The following is a 15,202-nucleotide window of genomic DNA, read 5'->3' as shown; positions in this document are numbered from 1 at the left end:
CTCTGGTCATCTCTTTTCTTTCCAAACGACTTTTTGGTATAATGTTGCCTAGGAGTGTGAACAACATGGTTATTCGTTACCCGAATGGACAATCTACTACCTATGATGACGGCAAAAAACAAAAAATGCAAGAAAAACTAATAAAGCCAAAAACGTATGCCAATCGTGGGATGCGTTTTGAAGAAGCGATCAATGAAAGCAACCTTTATTATTTAAATCGTAAACTTGCGGTCATTCATAAGAAACCGACACCAGTTCAAATCGTCAAGGTAGATTATCCGAGAAGAAGCGCCGCAGTAATTAAGGAAGCCTACTTTCGAGAGGCCTCTACCACCGATTACAACGGTGTTTATCAAGGGCAATATATCGACTTTGAAGCGAAAGAGACTCAAAACAAAACGTCATTTCCCTTTAAAAATTTTCATCCACACCAAATCAAGCATATGGAAGACTGTTTGGAACAAGCAGGATTATGTTTTGTTCTTTTATGGTTTTCTAGTCTACAACGCTGCTTTTTCTTAGATAGCAAGTGCTTAGTTTCTCAGTGGCACCTGCAAAAGGAAACCGGAAAAAAATCAATGACGTTGACCTATATCGAAACCAATGGGATCGAAATCATCCCTACCATTGCGCCGCGTATTCCTTATTTAAAAGCAGTTGATCAATTTTTAACGATGAAGGAGAATGATGAGTATGGCAAATGAATCACAATCGAGGACCTCTCGGCATGATTCTAAGAAAGGTACTGCTAAAAAAGCATCAAAGCCCCCTAAAGCCAAAGGCAAACGAAGTATTGGGAGTATTATTTTAAAAGTGTTTATGGGCCTATTTTTCTTAGGCTGTATCGGGATTTTATCAGGAATGGGGCTGTTTTGGTGGTATGCCAAAGATGCGCCAGCACTTGATGAAACACGTTTGGATTCGACTGTTTCTTCACGTTTTTATGCCTCCAACGGTGAATTGATCACTGAATTCGGAAGTGAAACGAGAGAAAAAATCACGGCAAGTGAGATCCCCCAACTGCTAGAAGACGCGATCGTCTCTGTCGAAGATCGTCGGTTCTATCAGCATATCGGGGTTGATCCGATCCGGATCGTTGGTTCTGCATTATCCAATGCCACAACCGGCGGTATGCAAGGCGGAAGTACCTTGACCCAGCAATTGATCAAGCTGTCCTTCTTTTCTACCAGCGCCGAAGATCAAACATTACGAAGGAAAGCACAAGAAGCTTGGATGGCGGTTCGGCTTGAACAAATGAAATCAAAGCAGGAAATTTTGACTTACTATATTAATAAGGTGTATATGTCCAACGGGGTTTATGGAATGCAAACAGCCGCCATGAAGTTTTACGGCAAACCTTTGGCTGAACTAGATCTTGCCCAAACTGCCTTAATAGCTGGTTTACCAAATGCCCCTTCTGCTTTTGACCCTTTCGCTCATCCTGATAATGCGAAAAGTCGTCGAGATGTGGTTTTAGGCGCAATGCTTGAAAACGAGAAAATCACGCAAGCAGAATATGATGCCGCCGTTGCCGAGGATATTCAAGAAGGCTTGCAGAAAAACCCACGAGAAAATCAAGAGTGGAAATACTTTGATAATTACTTCAACGAAGTGATCGCAGAAGTTAAAGAAAAAACCGGCAAAGATGTTTATACAGATGGTTTAGATATTTACACCAATGTCGATATCGATGCACAAAAACGGTTATATGATATCGTCAACAGCGATGACTATGTTAATTATCCAGACGACAAGATGCAAGTTGCCGCTACCTTAGTTGATGTCAATACGGGCAAAGTCACGGCTCAAATCGGTGCCCGCAACGTTGATGACGTTCTCGCAAACAATCTGGCTGTCAACGTCGCTCGGGACTTTGGATCGACCGTTAAACCGATCACAGACTACGGCCCTGCCTTCCAATTTTTACAAGACTCTACCGGTAGAATGATTTTAGATGAACCTTATACTTACAAAGGAACCGATATCCCTGTGTACAACTGGGATCGCCAATATATGGGCAACATCACGCTGCGAACTGCTTTAGCAGAATCTAGAAATGTACCAGCAGTGAAATTGTTTGATGAAGTTGGTGCGGATAATATCGCAGACTTTCTTAGCGGTCTAGGTATCGAATACCACACGATCACTCAATCTAATGCGATTTCCAGCAATACGGATAAATTAGATGGCACAAAATATGGAATCTCCAGCCTGAAAATGGCCGCTGCTTATGCTGCGTTTTCAAATGGTGGCACCTATTATGAACCTCAGTATGTCAATAAAATCGTCATGCAAGATGGCACAGAAGATGAAGAATCCTTTAAAGTTGATGGTCAAGAAGCAATGGATGATACCACTGCTTATATGGTGACAGATATCTTGAAAGATGTTATCTCCGTCGGTACTGGAACCAACGCGCAAATCGATGGTTTGTACCAAGCAGGGAAAACGGGAACTTCCAATTACACCGATGACCAGCTAGCACAACTTGATACATCGAATGGTGCCTACCCTGATATTACTTTTGCCGGCTATACTCCCTCCTACTCATTGGCGGTTTGGACCGGATACAACGACAAAATGACACCTATCACTGATAGTAGTACCCATGTGGCTTCTGATGTTTATCGAGAATTGATGCAATATGTTTCTGCTTCTGTAGAAAACAAAGACTGGACAATGCCAGATGGTCTGACACGGATCGGAAATGAACTTTATCTTGAAGGAACTTATACCCAGCCGACCTATTCGGCACCAAGTTCTTCTAGCAGTAGTTCCTATGTTGAACCTTCGACATCTTCTACAGAAAGCAGTGAGTCAACCGAATCTAGTTCAACCGAGTCCTCAAGTGAAGTGACACCACCAGTATCGACACCGGATGAGGATGATTCATCATCGGTCGTTACACCTCCTGCTTCTAGTCAGGACCCTGGCTCAACAACACCTTCCAGCAGTGAAGAAAATCCTTCCTCACCGCCGGATCCGCCAGAGCCAAACGATGGCAATTCCGAATAACTGTGAATAGCGAAAAACAGTAGATCAACGTTTGATCTACTGTTTTTTTTTTGAATCACTACCATGAAAAAAGAAGCTTACTTTTCAAGCTCTTAAAAAATAATCTCTTATCAGATAACTGATAGACCTGCTTGTGCATTTCATCAAACAAACCAATCACATTTTCTTTCGCCTTGTTGACTTAATAAACTCTCTTTGGAATGATCATGAATCCCCTCGATTCGCATTTTGGTCTTAAGAATCATCTGTTCTGGTCTGATCTTTGCCTCTTGAATCACTCGGTTTGCTTTTCTTCTAGCAAAGACTAAGACTCCGCTGCACTCTGTTCATTTGTTCTTTTTTAGCAAGTAAAAACGCTAAGCAAAATTGCCTAACGTTTTTAATCATAACTAGTTTATTTTGCGTACTTTTTAGATAGTTTTTTTCCCCTTCATCCGGAGCTTCCCTTCTTGACACATCGCCAGCAACGGGCAAATCTCACACTTTGGTGCCCTTGCAGTGCAATGATAGCGGCCGAAAAAAATCATTGTATGGTGGGTTTTGACCCACAATGGTTCGGGAATCTTTTTCATCAGCGTTTGTTCAACTTCTAATACATTGGCGTCTAATTTACAGATACGTAATCTTTTTGATACCCGTTCGACGTGAGTATCAACAGCAATTGCCGGTATGCCATAGGCATCACCTAAAACCACGTTTGCAGTTTTTCTACCGACACCTGGTAACGAAACCAAATCCTCTCTCGTTTTTGGCACTTCCCCACCAAAACGCAATAGCAATTCTGAAGCACAAGCCTTGATATTTTTTGCCTTGTTTCGATATAAACCGATCGACTTGATTTTTGCAATCACGTCTTCTAAAGGTGCTTCGCTCAATGCTTGCGGTGTGGGATAGGCCTCAAAAAGCGCAGGGGTGACTTTATTTACCGAGACATCTGTTGCTTGCGCACTTAAGATGACTGCTATCAATAATTCAAACGCATTTTTAGATACCAATTCGCCATGCGCTTCGGGAAACATCTCATACATTGTTTCGATAGCGGACATTGTTTTTTCTTTACTGATCATAGGACTATTTGAACTCCTTGTCTGTTACTCTCCTTCTAACCAATTATGCATAGGGATTTTGGGCATTGGTCCTTCTTCCTGTGAAGCATTCTCATTTTGAAGAAATTGTTTTTTTCTTCTTTTTTGTTCTTCCTCAACTTGCGCTTTCGACGTAATATTCTTACGTTCCCACGAAAGTAAGATACGATCGATGTAATTCAAGCTATAAGCCTGATTCAAAACCGCTTCTCGCAAAGCAAACTGAATCAGTTCCGGATCGTAGTGGTCCTCATCCAACCACTGCCCGATCCGCTGGTATTCGATCGCTGACAACGGCCGACCGAACTCTCCTTCAAACAAACGATATAACCCACGAATTTTTTCTTCATTTGATTCTGCTTTTTCATTTTTTGATTGCTGTTTTAAGAGAAATTCTAGACGCTCATAAATACCTGTAAAATCATAATAATCAACCATTTTCCCAGCAGTATCTTTTTTTGACTCCATCCGCACTACATCTTTTTTTAGCAATTGATTTAACCAATGATAAATTTCTTTTTGATCACTGCCCATCACAGAGGCAATCTCACGTAAATCGGGAAAATCATTTCCTTGCTCATGACTCCGATACAACTGCAGCCATAACAAAAATTCATCATTCGTCAATCCCAGATGATGGTAATTCTCTAAAAGCAAATTTGAAATTGTTGTTTGCCCTTTTGCTAAATATTCCTTTAACGAAACCATACTGCATCCTCTTCTCCTTGATTCACCTGAAACCCTATGATCCTTTCGTTCAGGATCAATCCAATAAAAAGGGGACGACGCAAATGCGGACGTCCCACGATTCCTTGTTGGTTACGCTTTTTCTTTCACTGCCGCGATGATTTCAACTTCAACCAAAACATCTTTTGGCAAGCGAGCAACTTCTACAGCAGAACGTGCCGGTAACTCTTCATTGAATAACGTACTATACGTATTGTTAAAAGGAACGAAGTCATTCATATTTTTTAAGAAACAGGTAGTCTTTACAATATCATTTGGTGTCAGTTCTGCCGCTTCAAGAATCGCTTCAATATTTTTTAGTACTTGCTGTGTTTGAACCTCAATCGTCGTGCCGACAACTTCCCCTGAAACAGGATCTAACGGCACTTGACCAGAAGCAAACAAGAAGCCGTTTGCGATTTTTGCTTGAACGTAAGGACCGATTGCTTGTGGCGCTTGATCAGTAGCGATTATTTTCATTTTGTTTCCTCCTCTTTCGCTTGGCACTCTGGACATAGACCATAAACTTCTAATCGATGGTTATTTATTTGATACCCAGTTAGTTTTGAAGCAGCCATTTCGACATCTTCAAGCCCTGGATAGTAAAAATCAGCGATCTTTCCACACTGTTGGCAGATAGCATGATAATGAGGCTCAGTTGTAAAATCAAATCGACTGGAGGCATCTCCATAATTCATTTCTTTTACAAAGCCAATTTCTGTGAATAAACGTAAATTATTGTAGACCGTTGCGACACTAATACCAGGAAAATGAACTTCAATCGCCCGATAAATCTCTTCAGCAGTTGGATGAGCATCGTGACTGGCCAAAAATTCTAATATCGCTACTCGCTGCGGTGTAATACGAATATTCTCATGTTTTAATCGTTTGATCGCTTCATCGTAGATCGTACTCACAGGAGTTCCTCCATTTCTCTTATCTTTCCTATCATACTATGTAAAACCCAAAAATTCAAACAGCTTTCCTTGTTTTTTTCTAAGGTATAGCGCTTTTTTCAGCCCGTCTTTATGCCCCTTTTGAGAAAGAAAAGCAGACAATCCAATGTCTGCTTTCTCCTTCTTGTTAGTCTTCAAACTGATAGAGCGCTGTGGACAGATAGCGTTCGCCATTGTCGGGCACGATTGCTAAGACTTTTTTCCCGGAACCTAGTTCTTTTGCCACTTGTAAAGCAGCTTGGATCGCAGCTCCTGAAGAGATACCTACTAAGATTCCTTCTTTCATTCCAACTTCGCGTGCAGTTTTCATCGCATCTTCACTAGCAATTGCAATGACTTGGTCATAGATTTCGGTGTCTAATACTTTAGGGACAAATCCAGTACCGATCCCTTGAATCTTATGCGGTCCTGGCTTGCCACCTTCTAAAATCGCAGATTCGGCAGGCTCAACACCAACTATTTTCAAATTGGGATAGACGCGCTTCAGTTCTTTACCCGCTCCAGTGATCGTTCCACCAGTGCCGATCCCAGCGACAAAAGCATCTAAACCTTTTGATTCAAACGCATCCTCAATTTCTTTACCTGTCGTTTTTTCATGAATTTCTGGGTTAGCCGGATTTTCAAATTGTAATGGCATATAGTAGCCGTCTTGCTCTGCTAATTCTTTTGCTTTATTGATGGATCCTGTGATCCCTTCAGATCCAGGGGTCAAAATCAACTCTGCGCCATAAGCTTGTACGATTTTGCGTCTTTCGATACTCATCGTTTCTGGCATAACCAACACAACGCGATAGCCTTTTGCCGTACCGATCATGGCTAAACCAATCCCTGTATTTCCTGAGGTTGGCTCGATAATCGTATCGCCAGCTTTCAATAAGCCACTTTTTTCAGCTTTTTCAATCATGGCTAAAGCAATTCTGTCCTTTACGCTACCCCCAGGATTGAAAAACTCTAATTTCACATACACATCAGCAGAACCTTCTTCTACGATATGATTTAATTTGACGATTGGCGTATGACCAACTAATTCATTGACCGATTGATAGATTTTTGTCATTGAAAATCCCTCCCGTTCTTATTCTTCCATTCTACCTAAAATACCTCGGAGTTGCGAATAAAAAGTAAGCAATTTCAAATTTTTTTTCTTATAGTTTTCTACTTTGGTCTTTTTCCACTGACTAGAGTTTGATTGTCACGACAAAAAAACCTTAAGATTAGCTGCAGTTGTAGCAACCCATCCTAAGGTTTTTAATATACTTATACGATCAACTCTTGTCCGATGACGATTGTCTCACTGGATAATCCATTCGATGCCATCAACGCATCAACGGTTGTGCCAAATCGATTGGCGATATCCCAAAGCGTATCCCCAGAAGCAACTTGATAGCTCTGAGCTGAAGATGTACTACCTGAATACGTGGTCGTCGTTGTTTCGCTGGTCGTTGTGCTCGTTGTGTTTGACCATGCTGTACTTTGTGTCGTTCCTGTATCGAACCGTGTAAGCTGATAGGTTTCGATCAACCAGTTCAGTTTTTGTGCGTAACCTGGATCGGTAGCATAGCGCCCCGTCAAATAATTTGTCGCATCATAAAATGAGGTGGTTTGGCTTTTCCAGACACCACTGTAATGGGCAGTCCCTGTCGCAAAACTTGTACTTCGCAAGACGTTCGCATGATCCTGAAACGATTCCCAATAAGAGTTATATTGACGAAACGGTTCATTCATTTCTACCCACTGACCATTCAAATACTCTTGGGTAGGCATATACACACTTTGACCGTTGTAGCTGCCTTTGACCCCAAACAAATTGTAATAAGGTGCATTGGATAATGCGGAAGAACCATAGCCGCTTTCTAAAATTGCTTGAGCGATCATCACAGAAGCATACAGATCATTGTTGGCAGCAACATCTTGTGCTGACCAGCCAATTTGCTCGATGAAACCTGAGATGTCTTGCGTCGCATATTGGTTCTCAGCAGCTTGTACTTGTTGAGGAACGAAAGAGATCGCCGTTGGAGCTAACATCATTCCGGCGCTCATTAGTGAAACGACCGCCTTCTTGCTAGGTTTTTTACTCGACTTCTTTGGTTGATGATGTCTTTCGCTTCTAGTTTGATAGCTTTTCATTTTACCCTCCACTAAGTGTACGTTTTTTTAAATAAATCAATAAAACTATTATACGGAAAAACTTTCAGCTATGCAAACAATGTCTCCTTTTCGATCGCTAAAAAAACTTTAAAAAAACTTTTCAGTCCCCCTCCTCATTTTCCGATCCATCGCCGAGTTTTTTAAAAAACTATTTGCTTTCATCCTGTTGCTTTCCTCTTCGTATTCAAAAACTTTGTATCTTGCTATGAAACCTTTTTTTCAAAATCTTAGCCACTGCTAATCTACATCCATCACTCTGGCACTTTCAGAGTGATAATAACTCGAAAAAAAACACGTTCGAAAATCGAAAAGATTCTCGAACGTGCAGCTTTTTCTTTGTATCGACCAATTAGTTGATTGATTTGAAGGTATTCACCACATTTTCAACACTGAAGCCGAATTCTGCTAATACCTTGTCACCAGGTGCGGATGCACCGAAATGATCGATCGCGATCACTTTTCCATGGCAGCCAGTGTAACGTTCCCAACCAAATGGGGAAGCCGCTTCGATCGCTACCCGTTTCTTCACTGCTTTTGGCAAGACACTTTCTTTGTATTCTGAGCTTTGGGCTTCAAACAGATCAAAGCTTGGTAAGGAGACCACCGATACATCGATGCCTTCTTCTGCCAATTTAGCTTGTGCTTGGACCGCAAGATTCACTTCAGAACCTGTGGCGATCAAAATACCCGCTGGTGTTTCACCGGCTTGTTTTGAAATCACATAGCCACCTTTTGCGACATTTTCATCCGCACCGGTTTGCGTGCCTTCGATCACTGGTAGGTTTTGTCGACTTAAGACTAAGACCGTTGGCTTATCGGTTGTCGTCATGGCCAGTTTCCAAGCAGCACGGGTTTCATTGCCGTCTGCTGGACGAATCACTTGGACATTTGGCATGCAACGGACGCTAGCTAATTGCTCGATCGGCTCGTGGGTCGGTCCATCTTCTCCAACCGCCACGGAGTCATGCGTCAAGACATAGATCACAGGCGCATGCTGGATCGCAGACAAGCGCACCGCTGGACGCAAGTAATCAACGAAGACGAAGAAGGTTCCACCATAGATTCGCGTACCGCCATGCAATTGGATCCCGTTCATCGCTGCCGCCATCGCAAATTCTCGGACACCAAACCAAATGTTGCGGCCTTCGTATTGGCCAGGCTCAAAGTCTTTTTCTGCTGCCACCATCGTGTTGTTGGAACCAGAAAGGTCAGCCGATCCGCCCCATAAGCTAGGTACGGCTTTGGACAACGCTTGGATCATCTCTTTGCTGGATACCCGGCTAGCTTGTGAGCTGCCAACTTCGTAGCTTGGTAATGCTGCATCCCAATCTGCTGGCAATTCACCTGCAAAGGCTTGTTTGAATTGCGCCGCAAGTTCTGGATAGGCTGCTTCATAGGCATGGAAAGTTTCGTTCCAAGCTGCTTCAGCTTTTTGCCCTTCATCGATCATGGTTTCTTTGAAGCGCGCAGCAACTTCGTCAGGTACAGTAAATTCTGGGTATTCCCAGCCATAAATCGCTTTTGCTGCAGAAATGCCTTCGGCACCGATCGGCGCACCATGGACGGCAGAGGTGCCTTGATTTGGCGCACCGTATCCGATCACAGTCTTGATTTCGATCAAGGTTGGTTTGTCGCTTTCAGCTTTTGCTTCGTCGATTGCTTTTGAGATCGCTTCTAAATCATTGCCGTCTTCAACGAGAATATGTTGCCAGCCATACGCTTCAAAACGCGCACCGACATTTTCTGTAAAGGCTTTTGAGGTCGGACCATCCAGGGAGATGTCATTTGAATCGTACAAGACGATCAGTTTATCTAATTTCATGTGACCCGCCATGGATGCAGCTTCTTGCGAAACGCCTTCCATCAAGTCCCCATCGCCACATAAGGCGTAGGTATAGTGATCAATGACTTGATACTTGTCGCGATTGTAGGTTGCCGCCAAGTGGGCTTCGGCCATCGCCATACCGACTGCCATAGCGATCCCTTGTCCTAAAGGTCCAGTGGTTGCTTCCACGCCGTCTGTGTGATCGACTTCTGGATGCCCTGGCGTGCGGCTATCCCATTGACGGAAGTTTTTTAGATCCTCAATGGTCACATCGTAACCAGACACGTGCAACAAGCTGTACAATAGCGCCGAACCATGTCCAGCAGACAAAACAAAGCGGTCACGATCCACCCAGTTGCGAGAAGTCGTTGGATTGACTTTCAAGTGTTTCGTCCACAAGGCATAGGCCATGGGTGCTGCCCCCATCGGTAATCCTGGATGTCCTGAATTGGCTTTTTGTACGGCTTCGATACTTAATGTACGAAGGGTGTTCACTCCTAATTGATCGATTTTATCAAACAATGGTAGTTCCTCCTAATTTAGGTTTTTTTTACCTTTATTACATCTCTTATTATACGTGATTCAGATGCTTATTTCAATAGCAATGAAAAGGAATTCACAATTATCTGCCGTGGAGACCTTTTTTCTTCTGAATCTCTTTCAATTTTTCTGGTGTCACATCAGAACCTTCAGGATCAACGATTTTCATTCCTTCAATATGGTGACGCATTCCTCCACGAAAGGCGGTTAAATACTCTTCACGTAGAACTTTTTGTTCGTTCGTTTCTGCCTCGGTCAATCCTTCTGTTTTTTTCTTGTTGGCAAGTTCATTGATTCGAGCTAATTTTTCTTGAGATAGCATATTCGTTCCTCCTTTTCCCTCTTGATTTTACTACAAACTAGCGAATAAAAACAATAGCGCAAAAAGCGAACATTTGTTTGAATATTCGATATACCTATGGTACACTAATGTTATCAAATGAAAGAAGGTGTCAGTTTTGGCAAAACGAACAGAAAATCGACAAATCGAAATTCTTAAGTTCATTCATACCCGTGTCACTGAAAAAGGCTATCCGCCGACTGTTCGCGAAATTGGCGAAGCCGTTCAGTTATCTTCTACCTCAACTGTTCATGGCCATTTGTCCCGACTTGAAAAAAAAGGGTTGATCTTACGAGATCCTACAAAACCCAGAGCCATTGAATTAACTGCTTCCGGTCTTGAAAAAATCGATGTTCAACCAGCATCCATTCCGATGCTTGGTGTCGTAACTGCGGGAGAACCGATTTTAGCAGTGGAAGATGCATCCGATTTCTTTCCGATTCCGCCAGATTTAGCAAATAGTACCGGCAGTTTGTTTATGTTGACGATCCGAGGAGAAAGTATGATTAATGCTGGCATCCTTGACGGCGATCAAGTGATCGTTCGCAAACAACAAAGTGCGCAAAATGGTGATATCGTGATCGCTATGACAGATGAAGATGAAGCTACTTGCAAACGATTCTATAAAGAAAAGAATTACATTCGATTACAGCCAGAAAATGATTATTTAGAGCCCATCATTTTGCCTGACGTAACGATTTTAGGATTAGTTGTTGGTTTGTATCGCCATCTGCTTTGATTCTAATCGTCCTACCTAGGAAATCTTCGTACCTGCGAAGATTTTTTTTCTTTCCTCTTTACAAACCGAACAAACATTCGTATAATAGGTATACAAACATAAGTTCGTATTATTTAAGGAGTGAATGAGATGAAAGCAGTTCGTCGATTTGGTTTTATGTTGTGGGTATTATTGATGGGTATCGTTATTGGCTATTTTGGCGTTCTAAGTGCTGTTCTGATTTTTTGTCCTCTAATGATGCTTTGGTTCATGCTATGGGATGAAAAGAAATTCCGGCAAGCAGAGCGCAAACGTAATCGTCATTATTATCATGATCATGATTTTTATCGGTATGAACCATGATCCTTTCTCTACATAAGCCTCAAAGCAGAAAAAAAAGGACTCGCAAGAGTCCTTTTTTTCTGCTTTAATATTCCATCAAGGTTTTGATTTCGACACCTTGGATTTTATCTCTTCCATGTAAATCCATTAGTTCGATCAAAAAGGCGCAGCCAACAACGATACCGCCTAATTTTTCTACGAGTTCAATTGTTGCTTTGATCGTTCCGCCAGTTGCTAGTAGATCGTCACAGATCAAGACACGTTGTCCTGGTTTGATAGCATCGGCATGCAACGTCAAAACATCCACACCATACTCTTTTTCATACTCTGCTTCAATGGTTTCCCGTGGCAATTTGCCTTTTTTACGTACTGGAGCAAAGCCGACACCTAACTGGTACGCAACTGGACAACCAACGATAAATCCGCGGGCTTCTGGTCCTACCACCATATCGATGCCTTTTTCTTGTGCATACTCAACGATCTGCTGTGTCGCATAACGATACGCTTCTCCATCAGCCATTAACGGCGAGATGTCCCGAAAAATAATTCCCTCTTGGGGATAATCCGGAATACTAGCAATATACTCTTTTAAATCCATTTTTTTTCCTCCTAGACTGTCAACCACTGACGTAGGGTTGATAAATCACTCATTAATAAAAATTCTTCTGTTTTGATCATTTTTTGTCGTTGCTGATACAAATGACTCTCTGTCAGCGGACGAGAAACAGGATCAGCCGTTTTATTCAAAACACCATCTTGTATTGTAACAAATTCCAGCTCAGAAAACACCTGAATCATGAAAATAAGTAATTTTTCTGGAATTTTTAGATAGTCAGCAACCATCCTTAATTTGTAGCGAATATCCAAACGAGGTTGTTGCTTGATCAATTGAAAAAGCCGACCATATTGCTCTCTGGTGCCTACCCCATCTAAATAGGCATCTTCGGTCGAGTAAAACACAAACGCAATTCTTGAAGCATGAAGCGTTTGGATGATTTCTTTGATCACTGCAGGGTCAGTAGGACAATCTAAAAAGGCGATTTCTTGAAATTGAGCTTCATGAAACGTGTCTCTCAAGTTAGCCACTGAGTCGAATAAGATCGTTTGTCCACAGAACCCTTGCAGCTCTCGAGGAATTTTCTTATTGAAAACGACCCCTACTGTTTGATTTCCCAGAGAGACACCTTGCCGACTCCTTTTCGAACGATAATCAAACAACTGCAGACCTTCCACAGCAAAATCATCCAACATCAACTGCGGTTTTTTGTTGCCATTCCATTCATTGATTGAAAGCTGACCGACGATCGACAGTCGATCATTTTCAAACTCTACTAAGTCTTTTCCAAAACCAAACCCAATCACATCTAGCTGTGTATTGGACTCATCTGTCATCACTAACTTCAAGTGTTGGTTTTCAGTACCAATCTGGCGAGCATTTTGAGTCGATAGATTGGAAAACAGAAATTTCGGTAACGGATTATCCGTGCCAAAAGGCGCTAAAACGTTTAAAGATTCAATAAAATTGATCGATACTTCTGTCAATGGCAGTTCTTCATCAATTGTCAAGGGGATCCCTTGGCTAAGATCAATTCCATTTTCTTCCACATAGCGATTCATTTGGGCTTGTAGCATATCTAAATGATCGATGGGGATACTTAAGCCAACTGCTGCATGATGGCCGCCAAAACTAGTAAACATGTCTTTCATCGTGGTCAACATTTCAAACAGATTCAACGCAGCAATACTTCTTCCTGATCCTTTTGCTAAGCCATTTTCTTTTTTGGTCAAAACGATCACAGGTTGTCCGGTACTTTGCATGATTCGTCCGGCTACGATTCCTAAAACCCCTTCGTGCCAGTCATCACCTACGACTAGATGAACATGATTGGCAGGGTCGATTTTTTCTTGCGCTTCTTTCATGATTTCTTCAACGAAAGTTTTTCGCTGCTGATTGATCGTATCTAATGTCTTGGCTAAGGTTACTGCTTCTTCTTCGTCAAATGTGGTTAACAAACGAACAGCAGGATTTGGGTCTTCCAAGCGGCCGATCGCATTAAGGCGCGGGCCAATAGCAAAACCAATGTCGGTTTCATTGACTGTTCGTTTTTTCAATCCACTGACCGTCAGCAACTCATTTAAACCAAGCCGATCAGTTTGTTGGATCATTTTCAGGCCATTGCTGACTAGTAGTCGATTCTCATCTGTCAAAGAAACCATATCAGCAATCGTCCCAATTGCAACAAGATCAAGCAGTTCGACGGGCACTTCTTCTAATAAGGCGCACGCCACTTTAAATGCGACACCGACTCCTGCCAAATCACCAAACGGATAATTTCCTTCAGGATGACGAGGATGAACGATAGCAAAGGCTTCTGGGAGTTCTGCAGGAAGTTCGTGGTGATCCGTCACGATCACATCGACGCCTTGTCCTTGAGCATAAGCAATCGCCTCATGTCCAGACACTCCGTTGTCAACAGTGATGATCAATTGTGTCCCTGCGGCAATTTTTTCTTGATAGACAGTTATATTGGGACCATAGCCATCTGTAAAACGGTTGGGCAGATAATACTCAGCCTCAGCCCCCAGCAGCTCCAGCGTTTCTTTTAATACGGTGGTGCTCGTAATCCCATCTGCATCATAGTCGCCATAAATCAAGATCTGCTCACCATTTAAAATGGCTTCATGGATTCGTTCCACGGCTTTATCCATATCATGAAAGAGAAACGGATCATGAAGGTATTGCAAATCAGTGGATAAAAAAGCGTCTAGCGCTTCTGCTGTTCGAATATTTCTTTGCCATAGCAATGCGCCGATCCGCTCAGGAATCTTTCTTGCTTGGATCAATTCTTTAAATTCAGGGGTAGCTTCGCTATCTTGCGGACGCACCCAATGAAAATTTGCACGTTTCACCAAATCACTCCTAACTAGGATATTATAGCAAAGTTTATGCAAAAAGGAAAAACAACGAAAGAAACAATTTATTTTTTCATATCACAAAAAAGAGCTTGCAGCGAATGATGCACCTGCAAACTCTTTTCTTCATTACGCTCATGTATTCTAGGCTTGTGATTCAAAAGACTTCATTTCTTCATCGATCGTTGGCGGCGTTGAGGCACCTGCTGCACGGGATGAAAGTTGCGCTTCTTGATCGTCGAGTTGCTGCTGCCTAGCTGCTAACTCCGCCTGCTTGTTGGTATATTCTCGTTCCAAGGCTTCTCGTTGTTCTTGCAGAACTTTCTCGTTATTCGAGCGATAATCCGAGAGCTCTTTTCTCAATTGTTTTAGTTCTTTTTTTTGACGGAACATTGCGCTTGTGGAAACCAGCAACAAAATCAATGCGCCTAACAAAGCAGAACCAATAATGACTAAGATCAGTGGCGATTGAATCGTTGTGAAGCCAAAATTGATCGGAACAGTCATATTGTTTGCAACCGCAAATAAAACGATCACTAAAATCAGTAAAATACCAACAATAACACGCCATTGATTTTTCATGGGATTCAACTC

The 15,202-nt window shown here is 42.2% G+C and carries 15 protein-coding genes; 4 read left to right on the top strand and 11 right to left on the bottom strand.

Annotated features, from left to right (window positions below; translation table 11 throughout):
- The first annotated feature begins 65 nt into the window (after positions 1–65).
- Positions 66–704 carry a Holliday junction resolvase RecU gene (recU, locus tag IGI84_RS07785; RefSeq protein WP_077453414.1) on the top strand — a complete coding sequence of 213 codons (639 nt, stop codon included), beginning with the start codon at positions 66–68 and terminating at the stop codon, positions 702–704.
- Positions 694–3,015 carry a PBP1A family penicillin-binding protein gene (locus IGI84_RS07780; RefSeq protein ID WP_321205994.1) on the top strand — a complete coding sequence of 774 codons (2,322 nt, stop codon included), beginning with the start codon at positions 694–696 and terminating at the stop codon, positions 3,013–3,015. Before recU ends, IGI84_RS07780 begins: the two co-directional genes overlap by 11 nt.
- A gap of 410 nt (positions 3,016–3,425) precedes the next feature.
- Here the strand turns inward: IGI84_RS07780 and nth are convergent, their stop codons facing one another.
- The 8 genes from nth to IGI84_RS07740 form a co-directional block, all read right to left on the bottom strand.
- Positions 3,426–4,082 (bottom strand): endonuclease III, encoded by a 657-nt coding sequence (gene nth / locus IGI84_RS07775; RefSeq protein WP_077453416.1) that lies wholly within the window; start codon positions 4,080–4,082, stop codon positions 3,426–3,428.
- 24 nt (positions 4,083–4,106) lie between these two features.
- Positions 4,107–4,808, bottom strand: coding sequence for a DnaD domain protein (locus tag IGI84_RS07770; RefSeq protein ID WP_077453417.1), 702 nt, complete (start codon positions 4,806–4,808; stop codon positions 4,107–4,109).
- Between the two features lie 111 nt (positions 4,809–4,919).
- On the bottom strand, positions 4,920–5,306 hold the full coding sequence (locus IGI84_RS07765; RefSeq protein WP_077453418.1) for a RidA family protein: 387 nt from the start codon (positions 5,304–5,306) through the stop codon (positions 4,920–4,922).
- A complete protein-coding gene (locus tag IGI84_RS07760; RefSeq protein ID WP_077453419.1) occupies positions 5,303–5,743 on the bottom strand; it encodes a Fur family transcriptional regulator in 441 nt (146 codons plus the stop codon). Before IGI84_RS07760 ends, IGI84_RS07765 begins: the two co-directional genes overlap by 4 nt.
- A gap of 166 nt (positions 5,744–5,909) precedes the next feature.
- Positions 5,910–6,839, bottom strand: a complete 930-nt coding sequence (cysK, locus tag IGI84_RS07755) for a cysteine synthase A (RefSeq protein WP_081118689.1) — start codon at positions 6,837–6,839, stop codon at positions 5,910–5,912.
- A 200-nt stretch (positions 6,840–7,039) separates the two neighbouring features.
- On the bottom strand, positions 7,040–7,909 hold the full coding sequence (locus IGI84_RS07750; RefSeq protein ID WP_081118690.1) for a glucosaminidase domain-containing protein: 870 nt from the start codon (positions 7,907–7,909) through the stop codon (positions 7,040–7,042).
- 370 nt (positions 7,910–8,279) lie between these two features.
- Complete coding sequence (tkt, locus tag IGI84_RS07745) at positions 8,280–10,277, bottom strand: transketolase (protein WP_081118691.1); 1,998 nt, start codon at positions 10,275–10,277, stop codon at positions 8,280–8,282.
- A gap of 100 nt (positions 10,278–10,377) precedes the next feature.
- Positions 10,378–10,617 (bottom strand): DUF896 family protein, encoded by a 240-nt coding sequence (locus tag IGI84_RS07740; protein WP_081118692.1) that lies wholly within the window; start codon positions 10,615–10,617, stop codon positions 10,378–10,380.
- A 136-nt stretch (positions 10,618–10,753) separates the two neighbouring features.
- Between IGI84_RS07740 and lexA the strand changes: the two genes are divergently transcribed.
- Both lexA and IGI84_RS07730 read left to right on the top strand, forming a co-directional pair.
- Positions 10,754–11,374 carry a transcriptional repressor LexA gene (gene lexA / locus IGI84_RS07735; RefSeq protein ID WP_005226165.1) on the top strand — a complete coding sequence of 207 codons (621 nt, stop codon included), beginning with the start codon at positions 10,754–10,756 and terminating at the stop codon, positions 11,372–11,374.
- 129 nt (positions 11,375–11,503) lie between these two features.
- Complete coding sequence (locus IGI84_RS07730) at positions 11,504–11,716, top strand: hypothetical protein (RefSeq protein WP_005236082.1); 213 nt, start codon at positions 11,504–11,506, stop codon at positions 11,714–11,716.
- A 64-nt stretch (positions 11,717–11,780) separates the two neighbouring features.
- On the opposite strand, the gene IGI84_RS07725 is transcribed toward IGI84_RS07730, so the two are convergent.
- The 3 genes from IGI84_RS07725 to IGI84_RS07715 all read right to left on the bottom strand — a co-directional run bounded on the left by IGI84_RS07725 (position 11,781) and on the right by IGI84_RS07715 (position 15,190).
- Positions 11,781–12,293: an adenine phosphoribosyltransferase gene (locus IGI84_RS07725; protein WP_005226167.1), complete on the bottom strand. Its 513-nt coding sequence runs from the start codon at positions 12,291–12,293 to the stop codon at positions 11,781–11,783.
- Positions 12,294–12,304: 11 nt separating this feature from the next.
- Positions 12,305–14,605 carry a single-stranded-DNA-specific exonuclease RecJ gene (gene recJ / locus IGI84_RS07720; protein ID WP_081118693.1) on the bottom strand — a complete coding sequence of 767 codons (2,301 nt, stop codon included), beginning with the start codon at positions 14,603–14,605 and terminating at the stop codon, positions 12,305–12,307.
- Between the two features lie 147 nt (positions 14,606–14,752).
- Positions 14,753–15,190 carry a lipopolysaccharide assembly protein LapA domain-containing protein gene (locus IGI84_RS07715; protein WP_005226169.1) on the bottom strand — a complete coding sequence of 146 codons (438 nt, stop codon included), beginning with the start codon at positions 15,188–15,190 and terminating at the stop codon, positions 14,753–14,755.
- Between the last annotated feature and the right edge of the window lie 12 nt (positions 15,191–15,202).

The sequence above is a fragment of the Enterococcus sp. DIV0008 genome (assembly GCF_050542615.1).
In the GTDB taxonomy this organism is placed as follows: domain Bacteria; phylum Bacillota; class Bacilli; order Lactobacillales; family Enterococcaceae; genus Enterococcus_D; species Enterococcus_D innesii.
This window is presented reverse-complemented; position numbering and strand designations above follow the sequence as displayed.